At 71.5% G+C, this 22,138-nt stretch carries 10 protein-coding genes; 5 read left to right on the forward strand and 5 right to left on the reverse strand.

The features are described from left to right. Position 1: 1 nt before the first annotated feature. The gene (locus ACZ6TV_RS53510; RefSeq protein ID WP_465309188.1) at positions 2–2,548 is read right to left on the reverse strand and encodes a DUF6493 family protein; all 2,547 of its coding nucleotides are present in this window, start codon (positions 2,546–2,548) and stop codon (positions 2–4) included. 109 nt (positions 2,549–2,657) lie between these two features. Between ACZ6TV_RS53510 and ACZ6TV_RS53515 the strand changes: the two genes are divergently transcribed. Then, positions 2,658–3,047 carry a nuclear transport factor 2 family protein gene (locus ACZ6TV_RS53515; RefSeq protein WP_465309170.1) on the forward strand — a complete coding sequence of 130 codons (390 nt, stop codon included), beginning with the start codon at positions 2,658–2,660 and terminating at the stop codon, positions 3,045–3,047. 64 nt (positions 3,048–3,111) lie between these two features. Here the strand turns inward: ACZ6TV_RS53515 and ACZ6TV_RS53520 are convergent, their stop codons facing one another. The 4 genes from ACZ6TV_RS53520 to ACZ6TV_RS53535 all read right to left on the reverse strand — a co-directional run bounded on the left by ACZ6TV_RS53520 (position 3,112) and on the right by ACZ6TV_RS53535 (position 11,861). Further along, positions 3,112–3,753 carry a uridine kinase family protein gene (locus ACZ6TV_RS53520; protein WP_465309172.1) on the reverse strand — a complete coding sequence of 214 codons (642 nt, stop codon included), beginning with the start codon at positions 3,751–3,753 and terminating at the stop codon, positions 3,112–3,114. A 3-nt stretch (positions 3,754–3,756) separates the two neighbouring features. Continuing rightward, the gene (locus ACZ6TV_RS53525; RefSeq protein WP_465309174.1) at positions 3,757–4,161 is read right to left on the reverse strand and encodes a PPOX class F420-dependent oxidoreductase; all 405 of its coding nucleotides are present in this window, start codon (positions 4,159–4,161) and stop codon (positions 3,757–3,759) included. 116 nt (positions 4,162–4,277) lie between these two features. Next, on the reverse strand, positions 4,278–4,688 hold the full coding sequence (locus tag ACZ6TV_RS53530) for a hypothetical protein (protein WP_465309176.1): 411 nt from the start codon (positions 4,686–4,688) through the stop codon (positions 4,278–4,280). Positions 4,689–4,871: 183 nt separating this feature from the next. After that, on the reverse strand, positions 4,872–11,861 hold the full coding sequence (locus ACZ6TV_RS53535) for a polymorphic toxin-type HINT domain-containing protein (protein ID WP_465309178.1): 6,990 nt from the start codon (positions 11,859–11,861) through the stop codon (positions 4,872–4,874). 278 nt (positions 11,862–12,139) lie between these two features. On the opposite strand from ACZ6TV_RS53535, the gene ACZ6TV_RS53540 reads away from it, so the two are divergent. The 4 genes from ACZ6TV_RS53540 to ACZ6TV_RS53555 all read left to right on the forward strand — a co-directional run bounded on the left by ACZ6TV_RS53540 (position 12,140) and on the right by ACZ6TV_RS53555 (position 22,133). After that, positions 12,140–17,140: a LamG-like jellyroll fold domain-containing protein gene (locus ACZ6TV_RS53540; RefSeq protein WP_465309180.1), complete on the forward strand. Its 5,001-nt coding sequence runs from the start codon at positions 12,140–12,142 to the stop codon at positions 17,138–17,140. A gap of 370 nt (positions 17,141–17,510) precedes the next feature. Next, positions 17,511–18,164, forward strand: a complete 654-nt coding sequence (locus ACZ6TV_RS53545) for a hypothetical protein (RefSeq protein WP_465309182.1) — start codon at positions 17,511–17,513, stop codon at positions 18,162–18,164. A gap of 254 nt (positions 18,165–18,418) precedes the next feature. Then, positions 18,419–19,159 carry a HoxN/HupN/NixA family nickel/cobalt transporter gene (locus ACZ6TV_RS53550; RefSeq protein WP_465309184.1) on the forward strand — a complete coding sequence of 247 codons (741 nt, stop codon included), beginning with the start codon at positions 18,419–18,421 and terminating at the stop codon, positions 19,157–19,159. Between the two features lie 10 nt (positions 19,160–19,169). After that, the gene (locus tag ACZ6TV_RS53555; protein WP_465309186.1) at positions 19,170–22,133 is read left to right on the forward strand and encodes a hypothetical protein; all 2,964 of its coding nucleotides are present in this window, start codon (positions 19,170–19,172) and stop codon (positions 22,131–22,133) included. The last annotated feature ends 5 nt before the right edge of the window (positions 22,134–22,138 follow it).

Consider the following 22,138-nt stretch of genomic DNA (forward strand, 5'->3'; position numbering starts at 1 on the left):
CTCAGAAGGTCAGGAGCGATCGCGCGGCGGTGGTGGTCTTCGACCTGCCGGTGGTCGCGGAGAGCCATTGCCGCAGCGTGGGATCGGCCACCGGGACGGCGGCGCGCAGGTGTTCGTCGCGGAGCAGTTCCACCAGGGTGTGCAGGCCACGGGTGCTGCGGTCGAGGGACGGCAGGAGGGCGGTCAGCAGGGTCCGGACCTCGGTGCCGCGGCCGGCCGCGGACAGGTCGCCCAGCGCGGCGGACCAGCGGTTCAGCGGCACCGCGGGAGCCAGCGTCGCCATCGCGGACGCCACCCCTGCCGGCGCCATCCGCCGGGGCAGCAGCGCCGCGGCGGTGTCGACGGCGGCGATGCGGTCGGCGACGCCGGCCGCGCCCAGTCCGGTCGCGACGATGTAGGGGCTCAGCGGCGGCAGGTCGGCGACCGTGCGGCCGAGCAGGTGCAAGGCGTGGGCCCCGGCGCCGCTGTCGACCGTGCCGTCGAGGGACATCAGCTGGTACTGCAGCGCGATGGCCAGGAGCGGCTCGATGTTGCCGGGCCACAGCGACGCGAGCCACGGGTGCCACGCAGGGGGCGGCAGCCGGTCGCTGGACGGGCTCACGCCCGCGAGCGTCACGGTGGGCAGCGCCGGGTCGGGCGGTGCCGGCGCGGCGGCCGGGCCGAGCGCGTCGACCCGGACGCCGTAGTACTGCCGTTCGGGATCGAACGTCACCCGCCACGCGGGTGCCCGTCCGGCGCCGGCGGTGTCGAAGCCGGGTCCGCGCTCGATCAGCGGCGCGTCGTCGCCGCGCGGGGCGCGGGCCCGGGCCGCGGCGATCCACAAAGGACGGTCGAGGTGCGCCGGTGCCGGACCGCCGAGGGCGTACCGGAGCGCGGCGCCGAGCTCGCCGGGGATCGCAGCCGCCGCGGACGCGCCTGCCGGGTCAGGTCCGAGCCGCAGCAGCGCGGCGACCGCGTCGAGCGGATCCGGCGCGGTCCCGACGGCGAACCGCTCGACGAGCGCTTCCGGCGCGATCCACCCGCCCGCATGCGTCGGCTCGGCGCACGGCGCGAACCGGTGCCCGGCCCGCAGCGCGGACTCCACGGCCGCCACCCGCCCGGAGAGCAGCCGCACCTGCGGCGGCAGCGGCGGCACCCGGCGCACCGGCGGCACCTGGGCGGCGGCGAACACCACACCGGCGACGACGTCGAGCAGCAGACCCCACTCGTACGCCGGACCGTCACGCAACAGGCGCGCCGCGCGGCGGGCCAGACCGGCGTACCGGCCGGGATCCGGGCCGAGCCGGGCGGCCGCGCAGAGGGCGCGTTCGAGCAGTTCCGCGTCGGTCGGGTCCTCCAGCAGGATGGCGAACGCCTCCGCCAGCTCCGCCGGGTCGACGATCGGGGTCACCGCTTCCAGTACCGGCGCCGCGACCTCCTGCGGGGCGACCGGTGCCGTCATCGCCGGCGCCGCCGCCTCGCCGAGCCAGCTCCGGGCGTCGGTCGCGACCGCGGGCGCCAGTGCCGGCAACGCGGACAGGACCGGGCCCGGCTCGCCGTGGACCCGTGCCAGCTCGACGGCCGCGGCCTGCACGTCGGCGTGCGGATGGCCGAGCGCGGCGGCGATGACGGCCGGGTGCCCCGTGAGTGTCAGTGCTTTGATCGCGGTGGTTTTCGCCGGTACGAGGACCGCAACGGCGAGCCCGTCGACGAGGGCGGCGCCGTGGTCGAGCCGGCCGGCCTTGCGCACCGCGGTGAGCGCGGCGACGGCGAGCGCGACGGTCGGCCCCACGGTGCTGTGCAGCAGCGCCACATATCCGGCCTGCCGGGCGGCGCGCTCGTCGGCGGTCGGCGCCAGCGCCGTGTGCAGCCGCGAGTACCAGCCGGCGCGGTACTGCGGGAAGCCGAGCCCGAGCGCGGCGAGCGTCGCGTCCAGGACCCGCGCGCGGTCGATCGTGGCGTCGTCGAGCAGGTCGAGGACCGCGTCGTGCCACGTCTGCTGCTGCCGGCCGCTGTACTTGTCGACGTTGGCGAGGCTCACCTGCCGGTTGCCCTCGATCTCGAAGATCCGCCAGAATGCCCTGGCCAGCAGCTCCGGGTCGGCCCGGAGCAGGTCCGCCCGGCGCCCGGCCCCGCTGAAGCGTCCGCCGAGTCCGCCGACCATTGCCAGTACATAGTCATCGTCGGCGTCCAAGGTGACGAGGCCGTCGCGTTCCGCCCGCCGGATGACGCCGAAGTCGGGGCCGGCGTCCTCGGTCGCCATCGCGTGCAGCACGTGCCGGGCCAGCGCGTGCACGAACCGGCTGCCCCGCGACCGGACGATCCGCAGCTGCCGGTCGTCGGCGGGCCAGAACAGCTGGTCGGCCGGCGCTGTGGCCACGTGCATCAGCTGCAGCCGGCGGCCCTCGTCGTCCGTGTACCGATCCTTGCGACCGTCGAGGGCGTCCCGCCACGCGTACCGCTCCCAGGCCTGCCGCACCGGCCGGTGCAGCGCGGCCCGGTCGTCGGCGTCGAACGCGCACACCCGGTCGAGCAGCGCGCCGGCGTCCAGGGCCAGGAGCTCTTGCATTGTCGCCACAGTCGCAGGGTAGACGGGTCACGGGACGGCACTGCGGTGATAGGCGGGCACCGCCCAGCCCTGAAGATGTGACACCGCACCGCAATCGTATGCTGGTGCGGTGATCGGCTTTCGCGCTGCGGTTGAGGCACGTGACCCTGACGCCATCGCGGCGACGCTGGCCGACGATGTGGTGTTCCACAGTCCGGTGGTGTTCAAGCCCTACCCGGGCAAGGCCATCACCGCCGCGATTCTGCGTGGCGTGCTGCGGGTCCTCGAGGACTTCCGGTACACCCGCGAGTTCAGCGACGGCGGCGGTCGCGAGCACGCGCTGATGTTCACGGCCCGGATCGGTGACGTCGCCGTCGAGGGCTGCGAATTCCTGCGCCTGGACGAGCCCGGCCTGATCGACGAGCTGACGGTCATGATCCGCCCGTTGTCCGCCGTGCAGGCCCTGGCGACCGCCATGGCGGCCCAGTTCGACCAGATCCGGCGCGAGGCCGCCGCCTAGGTTCTGTCCTGCCGATCATGGGAGCCACCTGACGGCGGCGATCAGCACGAAAATCACCCGGTGCCTACGCCTCGCTGACCACCAGCTCGGTCTGCGGGTCGTGGGGCTGCCACGCCGGACCGGCGACGATCAGGGTGGCCCGTGACCACGGCTGCCCGCGCAGCATGAACGGCAGGTCCTCGCCCAGCCAGGCGGCCACGTGCGCGGCCTGCTCCGGGGAGTCGCCGTCGCGGGCGAGCAGGAGCCGCTCCTGCGCGTCGAGGTCGCCCTGCATCCACACCGACGCGTCCAGCCACCTGGCGAGCTCATCGCGGATGATGCCGGTGCCCTCCACCCAGACGACGCTCGCGCCGGCCGGGACGGTGATCGACCCGGTCCGGTCGCGAGCGGCCCAGGCGGGCGGGCGGAAGTCGACGGGCTCGCCGCGGTGCAGCGGGCGCAGGACGTGCTCGGCCAGCAGGCCGCCCCAGTCGAAGTACGCCTGATGCCACGCGACGTCGTCGGTGTGCACGACGGCGGAGCCGGGCACCGCCACCCGGAGCCGTTCGGCGAGGGTCGACTTGCCGGCGCCGCCGCGACCGTCGATCGCGATCACCCGAGGCCGGCCAGTGCCGCCGGGCGCCGCGCCGATCAGCTGCCGGGCGACGTCGAGCAGCGGTGTGACCCGCCAGCCGGTCGCTTCGGCCTCGCCCGGGTGCAACCGCAACCGTCAGCCCGCCACGGTGATCCGCAGCATCACCCGGCGGCGCTGCCGGGCGGCGATGCGCTCGATGAGCATGAGGATGCGGTACTCCAGGCCGTACTTACGCCGCACGAGACCGCTGAGGCGGCGGACCTCGGCCGGGTCTTCGACGATCTCGGCGGTGCCCTCAACCGGCCGGTCGCCGGGCCGGACCTTGCCGGTGCGCGAGCACGGCACCAGCAGCACCCGCGGGTCGTGCCGCAGCCGCCGCACCTTGTGCGTGTCCGCGGGCGTGATGACCAGCAGCGTGCCACCGTCCTGCGTGATCCAGACCGGCGTGGCGACCGGCGAGCCGTCGCGCCGGAACGTGCTGAGCGCGACGAAGCGCTGCACGCCGAGCGCGTGGGTCGCGGTGGGAGCAGCGAGCGTCATGCCCGCGTCATACCCACCCGCCGCGGCGTGATGCGAATCGACGCACGACCGGCGGCGTTGTCGACGCCTCGGGCAGATGCGGTGGATCCACCGCCGGTGGCGGGCGATACGACCCGTCAGTCCTCGCCGGAGAACACCTCCAGCGGCGTCGTCCGGTCCACGCCACCGTAGCCCCGCACACCGGGAACAGATCCGAGCCCGTTCATACCGTTGAACACATACAGCCCGGCGTCGCCGGTGTCGATCCACAGTCCGCAGACCAGGTAGCCGGCCAGGGCATGCATCGGCGGGCCGTCGGTGAAGTCGACATCCTCACCGCTGAAGTAAGGACCCTCGACCACCGAGAATCCGGTTACGGTCTGCTCCACGACGGCCGCGACCGGCTCCGGCCATGACCCACGCCACTCGTGCGGCCGCCCGCCGACCCGAGGCGCGACCGAGAGATCGATGGTGCCCCAGGTCACCGACAGCGAGTCCCAATTGTCCCAGGCCAGTTCCAGCTGCGAGTCGTCGTCGAAGGTCAGCACCAGCGGAATCCGGTCGAACCATAACCCGCGATCAGGGTCCCAGCCGGTCCGGCCGGCGGTCACCCGCCGGCCGACCAGTCCGAGCAGACGATCGCGTTGCTTCCGCAGCTGCGCGGGTGCGGCGGCGTAGTCCGGCCGCCAACCAGACAGCTCCATGTCACGCACCCTGCTGTCGACTCCTACTCAGTATCTGGGGTCGTACCAGAACGAGTACATAGTTCCGTCCGGTGCGATCGTTCCGCCGATCCCTGAGTTCTTGGATTGAACTTTGGTGCCGGTAAACGTCTTGTCGGCGTCAAATTCTCCGTGGAAGTCGTTTTCGCGCCAATTCTTCTTCGGGTTGCCGGCGAGCCAATTCGCCGCGTCCTGGGCGTACTGCTCACGGGAGATGCCGAGCGGCTTCGCATGCTTCTCCCAGTGCCTCTCGAAGGATTCGTCGACAGAGGAGTAGGTGCCGCGGTTCCAGACGCCCTTGACGACTTCCGGGCAGCTGTTGTTGTGCACCAGGACGGGCACGCTTCGGGCGAGCACGTAATAGGTGTGCAGCTCGGCAACGCTGAGGTTGAACACCCGCTCCGGCTGCGTCCAGACCCGGATGCGCGCCACACCGAGCGTACGGCCGTCCGGTGCAGCGAGCATATCGCCCGCCACGAGGTCCGCGGCGTCGACCCAACGGTCGTCATCGTCGACCCAGAACGGGTGCCCGTCCGTGGCGACGAGCACGCCCTCGGCGTCGCCCGCAGGCCCGTCGAGGTCGACGACCACCTCGACGAGGGTCTTCTGCCCCACGCCGACGATCGTGGCAAGCACGGCCTCCGGCGAGGTCCGTCCCGTCCTCGGATCGGTCGCCTGCACGAGGTCCCCGATCTTGACGGCCTCGATCGGTTTTGACGAGCCGTCCGCCATGAGGACGGCGGTCCCGGCGACAAAGCTGTTGCCGAACTCGCACGATATCTGCTTGGCCTTGCCGGCCAGCCCTCTTGCGGCGGCCATCTCCGCGGCGGCGGCCTTCGCCTCGCGCTTCGCGGCGGCACCGGCGCCGCTGCCACCACCGGAGGCCGACTCCATCGCATAGCGGGCCTCGTCCATCGAAAGGTTCGAGAAGCTCGCCTGTGACAGCAGTGACCTACCCGCTTCACTCAGCGACAGCGCGGCCATGGCGAACATGCCGTTGTGGTTGTTCTTGATGTAACCGGCCTGGTACGCCAGGTAGATGCCGGTGGCGGTGACCTCGGGGTTCAGGATGCTGTCGTGCTCGTGATCGCTCATGTAGGCGTCGAGGCCGCTGGCGACGTCGTCGAGCGACGGAGGCTTGCCACCGGCGTCCACCATGTCGAACAGGCGGGTGACGTCCACCCCGTTGATGTACTGGCGGCCGCCAACCGTCCACGCCACGGTGCCGCGCCTATAACGCTGGATCTTGATGCCCGACAGCTCGACGGTGTACTCGGCGCAGTTCTCCGCGGAGCCGTGGATGCAGGAGCTGCCGACCGTGACCGTGCCGGACGGCGCGTCGTCGCCGCAGTCGCGGTTCTCCTCGCAGCTGGTCGGGCGCAGGCCGCTGGGGTCGCTGCTGTTGGTCGGGGCGTTGTGGGCGTAGCTGTAGCCGTTGAGCTGCTGCGGGTCTGCCTTGTCCAGCAGCGGGTCGAGGCTGGTGAAGCGGCCGGTGAGCGGGTCGTAGTCGCGGGCGCCGAGCCGGGTCAGGCCGGTGTCGGCGTTCATCATGCCGTTGAGGAAGCCGTGGTTGTCGGGGCCGGTCACGGTCGCGCCGCGCGGGGCGCCGTACGGCGTGAACTGGCGCCAGGTCGCGGTCTGCGCCGTGTTGTCCAGGTACGCCGCCGGCGTGCCGTGCTGGTCGGTGAGCTCGAACTTGTACGCCGAGGCGGTCGAGCCGGTCCGCACCGCGGTGGCCCCGCCGGGCAGGGCGTAGTAGCGGGTGCCGGTCACCACCTGCGTGGTGTTGTTGAGGACCAGCTGCTGCCCCGGCAGGTACAGCGTGGTGGTGCCCACGTCGCGCTGGACCAGCAGGCCGCCGTCGGCGTTGTACTTGAAGCTGCTCGACGCGGAGCCGCCGACGACGCTGGTCAGCTGGCCCTGGTCGTTCCACGCGAACGTCTGGTTGCCCTGCGCCGGGGTGGTGCGGTTGGTCATGTTCCCGGCGGCGTCGTACTGGTAGGTGGAGTTCGTGGTGCTGGTCAGCGTGTGCGGCTGGCCGGCGCCGTTGCCGTTGTAGACGTAGCCGGTCGTGGTGTCGGCGCCGCCGGTGGTGCTGTGCTGCACCTGCTGGGTGCGGTTGCCCAGCGAGTCGATCGTCCACGTCGTCCAGTAGGCGCTGGCCGCACCGAGGCTGTCACCGACCGTGTGGTGGTCGGCGGCGCTCGGGATCGCGGTGCAGTCGTCCGTCGCGGTCCAGGCGGCGGTGAGCCTGGCGATGCCGTCGTAGCCGAAGCACTGGGTCTCGGTCGGCGTGCCGGCGCCCAGCCGGGTCGAGGTCTGCCGCAGCAGCTTCCCGGCCGGGTCGTACTTGTAGGTCTGCGAGTCGATCGGGCTCTGGCTCGCGTTCTTCAGCGTCTGGTTCAGCAGCGCACCGGTGTGCGGGTCGAACTGGTTGCTGAGGTACGCACGGTTCGTGGAGTCGTTCAGCGTCGCCTTGCTGACCCGGCTCCAGTCGTCGTAGGTCGTCGCCGACTGGTAGTTGGCAAGGCCACCGAACGAGTCCGGAAGGTCGAGGGCGCTGGTGACGCCGTAGTTGACCGTCTCCAGCGGCAGCCCGCCGCCCGCCGGGTACGTGTCCTTCAGGCGCATCCCGGTGATCGCGGAGAACGCGTGGCTGTAGTTGTAGATGGTGCCGAGCGCGGTGCCCTCACCCGCCGACGGGATCGTGACCGACTCGCCGAGCGAACCGCCGAACACGGTGAAGTTCTTGTACTGCAACTTGTAACCGTTGCCGTTCCAGAACGCGGTGCTGCTGGTGAGGCGTCCGATCGGGTACTTCATCGTCGGGACGGCGTTGTCGGAGTTGTCGTACACCCACAGGGCGATCCGGTTCGACTGCGTCTGCGCGGTTCGCGGTGCGGCGTAGGCGGCGACCTTGCGGTTGAGCGTGTCGTACTCGTACGAGGTGACCTTGTGCCGGCTGTCGGTGGTCTGGGTCAGGTTGCCGTCGAGGTCGTACTCGAGGTCGGTGTGCCCGGCGTCGGGGTCGTCCCGGCTGATCACCTGGCCCAGCATGTTGTGGGTCTGGGTCCAGATCGTGCCGGCGGCGTCGGTGACCTTGTCCTGGTTGCCGTGCGCGTCGAAGCCGTACGTGGTGCTGACCTTCGTGCCGCCGCTCACCGACCAGACGCCCGTGAACGTGTCGGCGGGGGTGTTCAGGGTCGGCGCGGCGCTGTACTGGTCGACGGCGACGGTCCGGCCGATCGGGTCGGTCCGGCTGGCGTGCACGACACCGCCCGTGGGCGGGATCACCGTGGTCCGGTCGCCGTTGTAGACCGTGGTCTCGGTCGACACGGTCACGCCGTTCGCGGCGCTGGTGTCGACCACGACGCGGCCCAGTCCGTCGTAGGCGTAGAAGTGCTGCACCGGGATCGACGGGGCCGGCGTCACCTGGTCGGGGGCGACGAGCGTGGTGTCCGGCGCGGCGCCCGGGTTGGACCAGGCGCCGTTGCTTGCCCGGACCCAGCCGCGGCTGTCGTAGAACGTGTCGGTGATCAGGCGGCCGCCGTTGGGTGTCAGGCCCTGGGTCTGCCGCACCCGGAAGTGGCTGTCGTAGATCAGCGTGGACGGCACGTACTGTGCGGCGCTGTTGAGCTTCTCGGTCGTCACCGCCGCACGGGCGCCGGCGCCGCTGCCGACCAGCTGGTAGCTGTACTTATAGTTGGCCGGTGACGAGGTGGGCCGCGACGCGAGCCAGACCGACGTGCCCCGGCCGAGCGCGTCGTACTGCTGCGTGGTCACGATGCCGTTGGCGTCGGTGACCGTGAGGACCAGCGACCGGGTCGGGGCGAGCGTGGTGGAGATGGACTGCAGCAGCGCGTTGGTGGTCTTCATGCCGACGGTGAGGCCGACCGCGTTCGCCGTGTACTCCTTGCGGGACACGCTGCCGCGGGCGTCGTAGGTGGCGGTGATCCGTCCGACGCTGTCGTACTCGTTGCGCGCCGCGGTCTGGTACGTGTAGGCGCCGCCGGACCAGCCGGTGGCCTGCATCGTCATGGTGGTGTTGCCGCGGGTGGGCGCGGCCGTCTGCGGGAAGGTCGTGCCGAAGGCCGGGTCGTCGTAGAACGCCCGGGTGTTGCTGATGACCTGGGCGGGCCGGCTGACCGACGCCGGCGCGGTGAGCGTGTTGAACGCGGACGGCGCCGACGGCTTGGTGCCCGCGGTGTAGCCGCCGCACGCGACCGCGTCGGTCTCCGCCTCCGAGACCAGCCCGACGAGGTTCGCCGCGGCGTTGACCTTCGCGTAGGTCGTGACCGTGCACGAGTCGTAGACGGGATCGGCCGGGACGGTGTGGCTGTACTTGCGCAGGGCCAGGCCGAAGGTGCCGCTGGCCGGGTCCGCGTCGTACGTGGTGTCGATCGCGCTGTACCGCCAGGTCGTCGCGCCGGAGCCGGTGACGGCCTGCCGGGTGAAGGTCTCGGCGGGTGCGGTCCAGGTCGCGGTCAGCGCGGGCAGGCCGGTGCGGGTGCGGGTCGCCGTGGCCGCGGACACCCAATAGGAGGTGATCGTCGAGTTGTCGACCGGACCGCCGTTGCCCAGGTACGCGGTCGACTCCAGGGTGAAGCCGGCGAGCTGCTCGGCGTCGGTGTGGGTGCCGCCCTGCGAGTCGGTGACGGTGCCGCCCATACCCCGGTAGTAGGTGCTCTGCGACAGCGTCTGCCGGTCGTTGACGCCGTCACCGGCGAGGGTCTTGACGTCGCCGTAGCCGCGGAACTGGCCGTAGGTGCGGTACTTGGACTGCACGAGCTCGTTGGTGTCGAAGTGCCAGGCCGCGCCGCCGAGGTACTGGTAGGTCGTGACCGCGGTCGTCGCCTTGCCGGTCGGGTCGTCCTGGGTCACCTTCGACACGACGTACTTGTTGAACCAGTCCTTGACCGGGTTGGAGGCGCCGTCCGGGGTCCACCACACCGGATAGCACGACGTGGTGTTGGCGGCCGGGTTGACCGTGACCGGGGTCGCGCACGGGTCGACGAGCGTGTAGGTCGGCTCGATGACGGAGCCGGTCTCCGTGGTGATCCTGCCGATGCGGTTGCGGTACAGCGCCGGGTAGCTGCTGTTGTCGGTGCGGTTTGCCAGCGCTTTCGGCGCGAAGGTGATCGGCGGCAGGGTGATCGAGGTGCTGGAGCCGCCGGCGCTGGTGTCGTTGCCGGTGCGGGTGAGCGACGTGAGGAACAGCGTCGGCGACGTGTTGTCGCCGTTGACCGGCAGGCTGTGGGTCAGCGTGTACGTGTCGACGGGCCTGTAGTCGTTCGCGGCGATCGACCACTGCTGGGTGGTGATCGACGACAGGCGCACGGTGGAGAAGAAGGCCGGCGCCGCGGACGCGCAGGTCGCGCCGGAGGGGCAGATCAGGTCGTAGGGGACGTCGGGCCAGTTGGCCTTCGTCGTCGCGTTCAGCGGGGAGCACGGCTGCACGGTGCACCGCACGTCGGTGCCGAACACGACCTGGTTCGGCACCCTGTTGTAGGCGTTGCCGTCGGTGAAGCCGTAGTCGATGCGCTTGAGGTAGCTGTTGCGCACGTACGAGACGTTCGCCGCGCCGCGGCGCTGGCCGTAGAAGTTCGTGTCCTGCTGATACCAGTAGGACATCGCGTTGCCGTAGGTGTCCACGGCGTAGTCCAGGTTCCAGCGGTACGCCATCGTGCACACCGACGCCGCGTAGCCGGACGTGCTGTAGCACGGGTCGCCCACGTGCCCGGAGAAGACCGGCACGGAGTCCACGGAGTTCGTCGCATCCTTGCCCGACACCCAGCCGGGCAGCCGGTTGCGGCCGAAGGAGTAGACGGTGCCGTCACGGGTGGTGACGGTCCACCAGTCCTTGTCGCGCGTGCCGGAGCCGTTGTCGACGTTCGTGACGTGGGTGACGACCGCGCCGTCGTCGTGCTCGGCCTTCCAGACGCTCTTGCCGGCGTCCCAGACGAGGGCGGTCGAGTCGCCCTTCAGCGACAGCGTCAGGATCGGGCCGTTGTAGCACAGGTCCGGCGTGGCGCCGGGCACGGGCGAGTTCTCCGGCGACTCCTCGCAGGAGACGTAGGACCGCTCGATGTAGGACTCGCCGGCCGACCAGCCGTCGCCGACCCGTGACGCCTGCGCCGAGGTGAACGACGTCTGCCCGTCGATCCCGGAGGAGCTGTAGGACAGCGCGATGTCCGGGACGACCGCCGACGGGCCCGCCGGCACGGCGATCGGGTACTGGTAGGTGAAGCCGCCGGTGCTGCCGCCACCGGACCACGTGCCGGACGCCGCCAGCTCGGTCGCGGCGTAGGTGCCGGCGGCGCCGCCGCCCTGGCCCGGGCCGGCGGTCGCGGCCAGGATCATCGCCGGCGCGACGGAGGGCGCGCGCGACGCCGACATGCTCGCCGGTGCGGTCTGCGCGGCGAACGTCACCGGCGCCGACACCGTGCGCGCCACGGGGTCGTTCTTCGAGGCGAGCGGGGTACCGCGGCGGCACTCGGCCAGCTGCGGGGTCACCAGCGCGCACGCGGGCAGCTGCACCAGCCGGAGCCGGCTGCCGTAGTTGCCGCCGTAGGCCTCGGCGAACCCGGCGTAGTCGACGCCGACCTGCAGTGTGCCGTCGCCGGCTGCCGCCGTGGGCTCGATGCTGAGCAGGACGCCCGAGACGCCGGCCTGCTCGGCCGCCGCGCGGTCGAAGACCTGGATGCCAACCTGCGCCGGTCCGGCGGTGGTGCGCTGCGCCCACACCGGTGACCCGGCCGCGCGCGTCTTCGCGGTCGTGTCCAGCTGCAGGGTGGCCGCGCCGGCGCCCGGCAGGGCGGTCGCGGCGGCGTGGAACTCCGGCGGCGGAGCCGCCTGCTCCGCGAAGCTCGGCGTGACGGGCGAGACCTTCGTCACGCGCGGCCCCGGGTCCGCGGTCAGCGCCGGCCGGGATGTGTCCGCGGCGACGGCGAACACCACGGTCGCCGCACTGACGACCATCGACACGACCAGCCCGCGCACGGACAGCCGCCTACTACGCCCTGAAAACATGTCGCTCCCCCGCGATCTCCAATGGCCCGAGCACGATCGCACGATCGACGCATCAGAATCGATCACGGAAAGATAACGATTTAGGGATTTACATTGCACGATTCGGATCCTTAGCACTCAACCGGCCGCTATCGATGCGTCGGGCTAGCGGGGGACGCCGGGCGGTGGTTTGCTGTCTCCCGTTTCATGACAACGGGGGAAGGACCGTCATGTCGTTCTGGCTCGCGCGCCCACACCGTGCAGCAACGGTGTTGGCCGCGCTCACGCTGACCGGGAGCTACCTGGTCGCCGCTCCACAATGGACCCCGCCGGCCGCGGCGGCCCCCGCGGCTCCCGCGGCGGCACCGCCGCTGACCACCGGACAGGCCGTCGCCCAGGCCCGGCGGACCGGCGCCCCGGTCCCCGTCCCCTCAGCCACCACCGCCACGGACACGCTCACGGCAAACCCGAACGGTTCCCTCACGCTCAACCGGACGCTGGTGCCGGTCCGCAAGCGAATCAACGGCACCTGGACGCCGCTCGACGCGACGCTGCGCGCCAACGCCGACGGCTCGGTGGGCCCAGCCGTGTCCACTTCGGACCTGAAGCTCTCCGGCGGCGGCTCCGGCCCGCTCGCCACCATGACCAGCCAGGGCCAGAGCCTCGGCCTCACGCTGCCCTTCCAGCTGCCCAAGCCGGCACTGTCCGGGGCGACCGCCACCTACAGCGGCGTGCTGCCCGGCGTCGACCTCCAGGTGACCGCTACCGACCAGGGCGGCTTCCGCCACGTCCTGATCGTGCGCACCGCCGCCGCGGCGGCGAACCCGGCGCTGCAGCAGCTCGCCGCGCCGCTGACGACGCGAGGGCTCACCGTCACCGCGGACGCCGACGGCGGCCTGCACGCGAAGGCCCGCACCGGCCGGACGGTATTCGCCGCCGCGCCGCCGGTCATGTGGGACGCCGCCACGCCCGCCTTCGGGGCCAGCACGCTGTCCGCCGCCGCGGCCGACCCGGAGCGCACCGAGTCGAGCACCGCCGGGCCGGGCGTCGCCGCGCACCGCGCGCCGATCGGGGTCACCGTCGCCGACGGCAAGCTGACGCTGCGGCCCGACCTCTCGCTGCTCCGCTCGCCGAGCACCGTCTACCCGGTCTACATCGACCCGAGCTGGAACCCGGTCGCCGGCGCCTACGCCACCATGTCCAGCGGCGACGCCGGCAAACGGTGGAACAACACCCCCGACCCCGACGGGCACCTGCAGGTCGGGCACAACAGCAGCATCTTCTCCCGCACGGTGCTCAACTTCCCGATCGACATCGGCACCCTCGGCGGCGCCGTCATCAGCGAGGCCAAGCTTTACCTGTACGAGGTCTACTCGTCCAAGTGCAGCACCAGCGGCCAGCCGATGAACGTGTACGCACCCGCGAACACCCTCACCCCCGACAACGCCGCGTGGGGCACCTGGAACGGCTACAACTGGGGCAGCGTCCTCGACCAGATCAGCCTGCAGACCAAGTACAACAGCAGCTGCCCCAACCCTGCGGGCGTCTCCGCACTCGTCACCTCCGCGGTCGTCAACGCGGTCAACTCCGGCAAGACGACCCAGTCGTTCGGGCTCCGGTCCGGCAACGAGAACGACCTGCTCAACTACAAGGAGTTCGAGGCCACCGGCGGCAGCGGCCCGTCGATGTCCATCACCTACAACCACCGGCCGGACAAGCCGACCGGCGTGTTCACCTCCCCCGCCACCGCGTGCGGCGGCAACCCGACCACCATCGGCAACGGCCTGGTCTCGCTCTACGCCCCGGTCTCCGACCGCAACAACGACACCCTCGGGGTCACCTTCAAGGTGATGCGCGCCAGCGACGGAGTGACGATCGCGGGCAACGAGGGCAACCCGGTGGGCGCCAGCTCCGGCACGAACGCCAAATACGACGTCGCCGCGCAGACCCTCCGGGACCAGTCCGGCGGTGCGGTGACCGGCTTCACCTGGCAGGCGCGGGCCCGAGACGGCGCCCTGGACGGTGACTGGTCGGACCCGTGCACCTTCCGGTTCGACCCGACCACCACCGGCGCGCCGACCGTCAGCCCTCAGGACGGCCGGCAGCTGGGCCAGCCGGTCACCGTCGCCATCGGCACGCCGCCCGGCACCGCGCCCAGCGCGTACTCGTATCAGCTGGACGGCGCCGCGCCCGGCCTGGTCACCACCACGACCGGCAACGCGACCATCACCGTGACCCCGACCCGCGTCGACAGCATGCTGAGCGTCACCAGCCTGTCGGCCGGCAACAACATCGGCAACACCGCGCTCGTGCCGATCCATGTGACCGAGCCCGCGACGCCACGGGCCGACGCCGACCTCACCGGCGACGGCCTCGCCGACCTGGTCACCCCCGGCGGCGTCAACGGCCTCGCCTCCGGCGTATGGCTGGCGCCGGGCCGCGGCACCGGCCCGGTGACCGACACCGTCACCAACATCGGCCTCAACGGTGCGGGCCTGTCACCGATCAACGTCTCGCCGAACGACTTCGACGGAACGCAGCTCTTCACCGGGCGGTTCAACGGCACCACGCTGCAGGACGTCGCCGCGTACTACCCGACCGGCCCGGCCGCCGGCCAGTACGTCGTGGTCAACGGCACCGGCAACGACTTCCCCATGCAGGGGCAGCAGAGCGGCATCAACCACCGCATCGCCGCCGGCAGCCTGAACGACGGCAACGGCAACAGCCCGATCCAGATGGCCGCCGCCAGCACCGCGACCAAACCCGGCCAGGTCACCCCGGACCTGATCGGCATCGCGGGCGACGGCAGCGGCGTGGACGCCAACTCCGACGGTGTCTACGACGACGGCAACGGCTACTACCTGGACTACTACGTCAACCAGGCCGGCGCAGCCAACTACCACGACCCGGTGCTGCTGCCCAACGCCACCCCCACCGGCGACTACCTGTGGAAGGCATGGACGATCGCCAGCGCACGGACCGCGTCCGGGGCGTGGCTGTTCCTGTGGAACCGGTCCACGGGCAGCCTGTACCTCTGGCAGAACCTCACCTACGACATGGCGACCGAGACCATCACCTTCACGCAGTTCCAGCTGCGCTCCGGCGGCTGGAACACCAGCCAGACGGACACGCTGCGGGCCGCGGACGCCAACGGCAACGGCACCCCGGACCTGTGGGTCGTCAACAGCACCGGCACCGTCACCCCCTGGATCGTGTCCGGGCTCGCGGGCGGCACCGGCACCGTCGCGGCGCAGACCGGCCGGACGCTGCTGAAGCCCGCGCACATCTGGCCGCTCAACGACGGCAAGACCGGCACGGCCGCGTCGGCCAAGGACACGGCCGGCACCCTGCACGCCACCGGGACCACCGGCGTCACCTGGCACGAGAACGACGTGTTCACGCCCGACGCCGTGTTCGACGGCACCGGAGCGCTGAGCGTCCCCGGCGCCGCGGTCGCGCCGGCCGGCAGCTTCACCGTCTCCGCCTGGGTCAAACCGGCCGACTACACCGGCACGGTGTTCTCGCAGAACGGGACGAAGAACTCCACCGTCCGGCTCTACGCCGACCCGGCCAACAAGCGCTGGACCTTCGCCCTGGCGTCGGTGGACGGCAACCCGGACTCCGTCTACGACAAGGTCACCTTCACCGCACCGATCCAGCTCGGCACGTGGGTGCACCTGACCGCCGTCCACGACGCCACCGCCCACCGCATGAGCCTCTACGTCAACGCCGTGTCCAGCGACCCGGTCGCGCACAACACGGCCGCCTCGACGACCGGCAACGCGGCCATCGGCGACGCGCAGGACAAGGGTCTGCGCGCCGACCGGTTCAAGGGCCAGCTCTCCAAGGTCGAGACCTGGAACAAGGCGCTGAGCCACAGCGAGGCCCTCGCGTTCTCCGGCGCGAAGGACTACGCCAAGCTCGACTCCGACGGCTCGGTCCACCCGAGCGGCTCGTCCTGGAGCACGCCCGGCGGGCAGCTGTCGTTCACCGCCGGCAAGCTCACCGTCACCCCGGTGAGCGGCACCGCCAAGAGCTACGGCCCCGGCGGCTACCCGTCGGCCGTGCTGACCCTGCAGACCGACGGCAACCTCGCCATCTACCCGGACAGCACCCGCGCCGCGGGCACCGCCCTGTGGGCCAGCGGCACCAACGGCAAGACCGGCGACGTCTACGTGCTGCAGCCCGACGGCAGCTTCGTCTGCTTCGACGCGGGCAACCAGGTCTGCTGGAACACGGGCACCGCGGGCCCGACGCCGCCGTCGGCGACGTTCCCCCGTTACGGCGCGCCGGCGGTCTACTCACCGCTGAACGCGCATTCCGAGGTGTACTTCCGCTCCGGCAGCACCGTCGCCCAACGCTGGACGGGCACGAACGGATGGTCCGCCGGCAGCCCCGGCGTCACCGTCACCGCCGGACGGCCGGTCGCCATCTTCAACCCCGCCCGCAACGCGGTCGAGGTGTACTACAACAACGGCGGCAAGCTCGCCCAGTCCTACTACGGCACCGACGGCGTCTGGCACCACACCTCCAACCTCGCCGGGACCGCGATGGTCGGCTCGCCGACCGTCGTCTACAACGCCCCGCAGCAGAGCCTCGAAGTCTTCTTCAACGACGGCGGCACCCTGCGCGAGGCGTGGTGGAAGGCGGCCAACGGCTGGACCTCCGCCACCATCGGCGGCACCATCAGCAACTCGCCCTCCGCCGTGCTCAACGAGGGCAACCAGCACGTCGAGGTCTACTACAACTCCGGCGGCACCCTGGTCGAGCACTGGTGGACCGCGGGCGTCGGCTGGGCCTACAGCAGCCTCGGCGTGGCCATGGCGTCCTCCGGCTCACCGTCGGCGCTGTACGACCCGATGAACACCAACGTCGAGGTCTACTACGCCAGCACCACAGGCCAGCTGACCGAGGACTACTGGGTCAACGGGACCGGCTGGAGCGGCGCCCGCAACCTCGGCGGCACGATCACGCAGGGCGACCCGTTCGCGCTGTACAACCCGGGATCGAACGCCGTGGAGATCTACTTCAACAGCAACGGCGTGCTGACCGAGAAGTACACCTCCAGCTCCGGCTGGCAGGGCCCGGTCGCGGTCGGCGGCACGGGCGGCTCGACCGACAACATGGTCGGCACGCCGATGGCCGTGTACGACTACAGCCGGCAGACCCTTGAGGTGTACTTCAGCTCGCAGGGCACCCTCGGCGAGTACGTGCACACCAGCATCGGCTGGACCGCCCGCACCACCATCCCTGGCGCCACCGTGAGCTGACGACCGCCCGGAACCGGGGGGGGGGAGAGACGGGTTGGTGGGGTCCCCATCTGTCCGGCGAACCCCCCAAGCTGTGGGAACCCCCTCCCTCACCACCCCACCCCCCCCCCTGACCACGCGGGGGTCGGACCACGCCCGGGACCTGGGTCAGGACCGGCCTTTCTGTGTCGCCCCCCGGCGTGTCAGGCGACCTCATAGGCCGGCGACACATCCTCGGACCACGACCCAACTGCCGGACCCAAATGTTCATCCGGGTGTTCCCTCCTGCTGGCCAACGATCGGCAAGACTCAGCGCGAACCAAGATCCTCTATTCGGAGTACTGCCTTGGCCACGCGCGGAAGACGGCAGTGGCGGGGAGCGGTGTGCCTGGTGGCGCTCGCGGTCCTCGCCGGGTTCGCCGTTCCCGGGACGGCGGCGGCGCACCCGTTCGGCGACCCGCAGACCGTCGCCGTCGGCCTCGGCGACGACCGGCCCGACGTCGTGCGGGTGCGGTGGCGGGTCGGCGGGTCCGACGACCTGACGCTGCTCGGGGTGTCGCTCGGCATCCTGCCGCAGGACCGGGTCATGCTCGACGGCGCCGTCTTCTACCGCGACACGGACGCTGCGGCGATCGCGCCCGCGCCGGCGTTCGCGAAGTACCTCCTCGAACGGATCACGGTCCAGACCAACCGTCAGGTCTGTCCAGGGGTGCTGCAGCCGATCGACGACCTCGCCAAGCGGGGCGTGACGATCGACTACACCTGCCCGGGGCCGGTCGGGACCGCGTCGGTCGCCGTGCGGACGCTGACCGACCTGCACCCGGCCTACCAGACCCTGGCCACCGGGCCCGACGGGCAGCGGACGGTGTACCGCCAGGGCGCCGACTCCCACGACTGGCCCCTCGGCGACTCGCCGGTCACCGTGCCCGCGTCCGGCAGCAGTGCCGCGATCCAGCTCGGCGCGGTCGTCGCCGGCGTGCTGGTCGCGATCGCTGTCGGTTGGCTGGTGGGCCGCCGGATGCGGCGCAGGAGGGCACTGGCATGAGCGGCCAGCGGAGCGGCTCGGGCCGCTCATCATGTGACAGGTTCAGCTCAGGCCGACGCCGGAGCGCAGCGCAGGTGGCGGCATGAGCGGCCAGCGCAGCGGCTCGGGCCGCTCATCATGTGACAGGTTCAGCTCAGGCCGACGCCGGAGCGCAGCGCAGGTGGCGGCATGAGCGGCCAGCGCAGCGGCTCGGGCCGCTCATCATGTGACAGGTTCAGCTCAGGCCGACGCCGGAGCGCAGCGCAGGTGGCGGCATGAGCGGCCGGTTGCAGGAGTTCGTCAACGCTCCGGGCATCGCGCCGCTCGCGTTCCTGTTCGCGTTCCTGGCCGGCGCCGGGCACTCGCTGGGGCCCGGGCACGGCAAGAGCCTCGCGGCGGCGTACCTCGCGGGCTCCCGCGGCCGGGTCCGCGACGCAGCATGGCTCGGCGGCACGGTCGCCGCGATGCACACCGTGTCGGTGCTCGCCATCGGCGTCGCCTGGACGTTCTTCTCGCTGTCCGACCTGGTCCGGATGGAGCAGCTGACCGGCTGGCTCCAGCTGGTCGCGGGCCTGCTCGTCATCGGCACCGGCATCTGGCTGATCCGCCGCAACACGCACGGTCATCACCATCATCACGGCGACGATCATCACCATCATCACGACGCGCACGACCACGAGCACGAGCACGGCCAGGTGAAGAAGCCCGGGCTGGTGCTGCTCGGGATGTCCGGCGGGCTCACCCCCTCACCGGCCGCGTTCCTCGTCCTGGCCACCGGCCTGTTCGTCGGCCGCGCCGGGTTCGCGCTGCTGCTCGTGCTCACCTTCGGCGCCGGCATGGCCGTCGTCCTCTTCGGCGTCGGCGTCCTCGCGATCGCCGGCCGCACCGTCCTCACCAGGACACCGCGCCTCCACGCCGCCGCCCGCGTGGCCCCCGTCCTCGCCGCCGGCGGCATCACCGTCTTCGGCGCCGGCATCGTCGCCTTCGCCGCGATGCACCTCGTCACCGTCACATAAAAGGAGAACCATGAGGCACCGACTACGGCGGGCGCTCCCGATCGCGCTCGCCGTCGTCCTCGCCGGCGGGTCTGTGCCCACGGACGCCGTCGCCGAGAACGCACCGCCGCTGACCGGCGGCGCCCCTGGGCTCAACCTGAGCGACGGGCAGACCCTCGAGGGGCGGGTCCGCGTCGAGGCCGAGCCGACCGTGGAGAACGACTCCGTCGTCGCGCTGACCGTCGACGGCAAGGCCGTCGGGGCCACGCCGACGAAGGGCACCGCGCGCTTCGCGTTCGACATGGGCGGCAACGGCACCGAGGCCCGCTACCACAACTACATCACCGTCAACGACCACACCGCGGAGGCGGACCGGGTCTACTTCCCGGACATCCCCGGCGGCCGCAGCGGCTCTCTGGAGTTCCCCGGCGCCTGGCTGCACGCGGGCGTCAACACGGTCACCGTGCACGCCGGCGCGAACTGGGTCGACACCACCAACGCGGGCGCCGTGGGCGTGGAGACGCTGCCGTTCGGCGAGGGCCTGCGCTGCCCGAACTACGACGACTTCCCGCTGAGCAGCCTCGCCCTCAGCCTGCTCGGCGTCGTGGCCGACGGCGAGGAGAACGCCTTCAGCTACAGTTTCGGCGACGGCACCTGCGGCAGCTCCAAGAACCTGCTGGTGAAGGACCTGACGTTCGTCGTCTCCGGCGAGCCCGGCTCGACCGCCGGCCTGGGCGTCGACCTCGACACCAGCACGCTGGACAACGGCACCCACGCGGTCGTCGCGACCACGAGGTCCGGCGCCACCGCGCAGGCGCTCGTCGCCGTGAACAACGCGCCCGCCGGTGCCCCGAAGATCTCCCCGGCCGACGGCTCGCTCGTGCGCGGCAGCCAGCCGGTCATCGCCGCACTCGCCGGCGCGCCCGGCGTCGGCAGCGTGCGGTCGCTGGCCATCGACGGCAGCCCGGCCGAAAACGCGGAGTCTCTCGCGGCCGGCACCGCGACGCTCGCGCTGACCGTCGAGGCCGGCAACTCGGCCGAGGCGAAGTACCACAACTACCTGCTCGTCAACGGCAACCGGGTCGATCTCGGCGGCGACTACGGCGTCGCCGGCGCCGAGACGGCGACGCTCAAGGTGCCGCACCGGTACCTCAAGTCCGGCGACAACACCATCCTGCTCAAGACCGGCGACTACAACGGCACCCTCAACGGCGCCACCTGCGCCAACCACGACGACTTCCGGGTCACCCGGGCGTCGGTGAGCCTCACGCTGGGCACGTCCGGGACGGTCACCGCCGGCCCGACATACCTGGTCACCACCGCGACGAGCGGCGCGGTGACGAGGGAGGCGACGACCGCCGCCTCCCTCGCCCTGGGCGACGGCACCTGCGGCGCCAACAAGGAGGCCGAGTTCCACTTCGACGTGGCCGACGCCCCCACCACCCGCACGGTCGACACGCTCGGCGCGGGCACGGACGCCCACCTGCGGGTGTTCGTCGGCGGCAACGGCGCCGACAGCGGCTTCGACAACGTCGTACGGATCAACGGCATCCCGCTGAACCTCGGCATCTGGGAGAAGGAGGTCGCCGACCTCGCGTTCCCGAACGAGTGGCTCGTCCCCGGCGTCAACGTCGTCGAGTTCGTCGCCGGTAGCGACCACGGCAGCGCCAAGGCCGGCGGCTGCGACAACTACGACGACTTCACACTGCGCGACTTCCAGCTCGCCCCAGCGGGCGCGAAGGCGACGCTGCTGAGCCACGAGATCGCCGAGAACACCGTCACGATCGGCTCGGCGAGCTACCCGGCCGGCCAGCCGGTGACCGTGTACATCGGCGACGGCACCTGCGGCAGCAGCAGCAACGGCGTGCTCACCAAGGCCGTCCTGTTCGACGTCACCGCCGAGAACGGCGGTGCGCTGCCCGCGCTCGGCCGGCGCGCCGACCTCGACACCACCAAGCTCGGCGACGGCGGGCACAGCATCACAGCCGTCGTCGGCGACAAGACCTCGACCCGGCGGTTCACCGTCGACAACACCGCGCCGGAGGTGGCCGACAGCGTGCCGGGCGAGGGCCAGCGGCTCACGTCGACCGTCGCGCTCGTGGTGCAGGTCAAGGACGCCTCCGGGGTCGCCGGCCCGCCGGTGATCACGCTCGACGGCAAGGCCGTCGCGCAGGGCGCCCAGATCGGCCGAGGCCTGGCCGCCGGTGCGCACACGATCGCGGTCACCGTGGCCGACGTGCTCGGCAACACGGCCACCCGGGAGATCCACTTCACCAGCGCGAGCATCCCGGACGTGCCGTCCGAGCTGACCGCGACCGTCGGGGACCCCAACGTTCCCGGCGCCACATTGTCGGCGAAGATCCCCGGACCGGCCGGCGTGCCGCTCACGGCGACCTTCACCAAGGCCGACCAGGTCCTGCCGACCGGCGGCTACCAGGGCACGGCGACGTCGGTGCCGACCACGCTCGACGTGGCCCACGACGCCGCGGTACAGCTGGCGTCGCTCCAGCCGCTCGACGGCCGGACGATCGAGACGCCGTCCGGGCGTGACGTGGTGTTCCAGCGCTACGACCTGAGCGCCGGCACCGCGCAGGATCCCATCCTGCGGTGGGAGGGCAGCATCGACCCCGAGCGGGTCGTGGCGCTGCGCGTGTGGGACCCGGCGGCCAAGCGCTGGACGGTGCTCACCAGCTCCCGCGGGCAGGCCGGCCACACCACGGTGCTGGCCGCGCCGGTCGGCGCCGAGCACCGCGACGGCGGGACCGTCCACGTCCTGGTCACCGGCGAGGACCCCTTCGCCGACGACCTGTCGCCCCGCGACGCGACGGCACAGCAGGACAAGGACCGCTTCGAAGACCCGGGCACCTACGATTTCGCACTCGCGCACTTCACCGACACGCAGTACCTCAGCCCTGATCCACCGATGAGATTGATGTGGCGGAGGCATCTCGGACGCGACAATGCCCCCGCGAGCTGGAAAGATAGAGGTTCTTGAGGCAT

Source organism: Dactylosporangium sp. NPDC051087, assembly GCF_055586325.1.

Coding starts and splice junctions, on each gene's coding strand:
- ACZ6TV_RS53525 (WP_465309174.1), bottom strand. CDS start 4,161: ATGACGCTCGCTGCTCCCACCGCGACCCACGCGCTCGGCGTGCAGCGC.
- ACZ6TV_RS53510 (WP_465309188.1), bottom strand. CDS start 2,548: ATGCAAGAGCTCCTGGCCCTGGACGCCGGCGCGCTGCTCGACCGGGTG.
- ACZ6TV_RS53550 (WP_465309184.1), top strand. CDS start 18,419: ATGAGCGGCCGGTTGCAGGAGTTCGTCAACGCTCCGGGCATCGCGCCG.
- ACZ6TV_RS53555 (WP_465309186.1), top strand. CDS start 19,170: ATGAGGCACCGACTACGGCGGGCGCTCCCGATCGCGCTCGCCGTCGTC.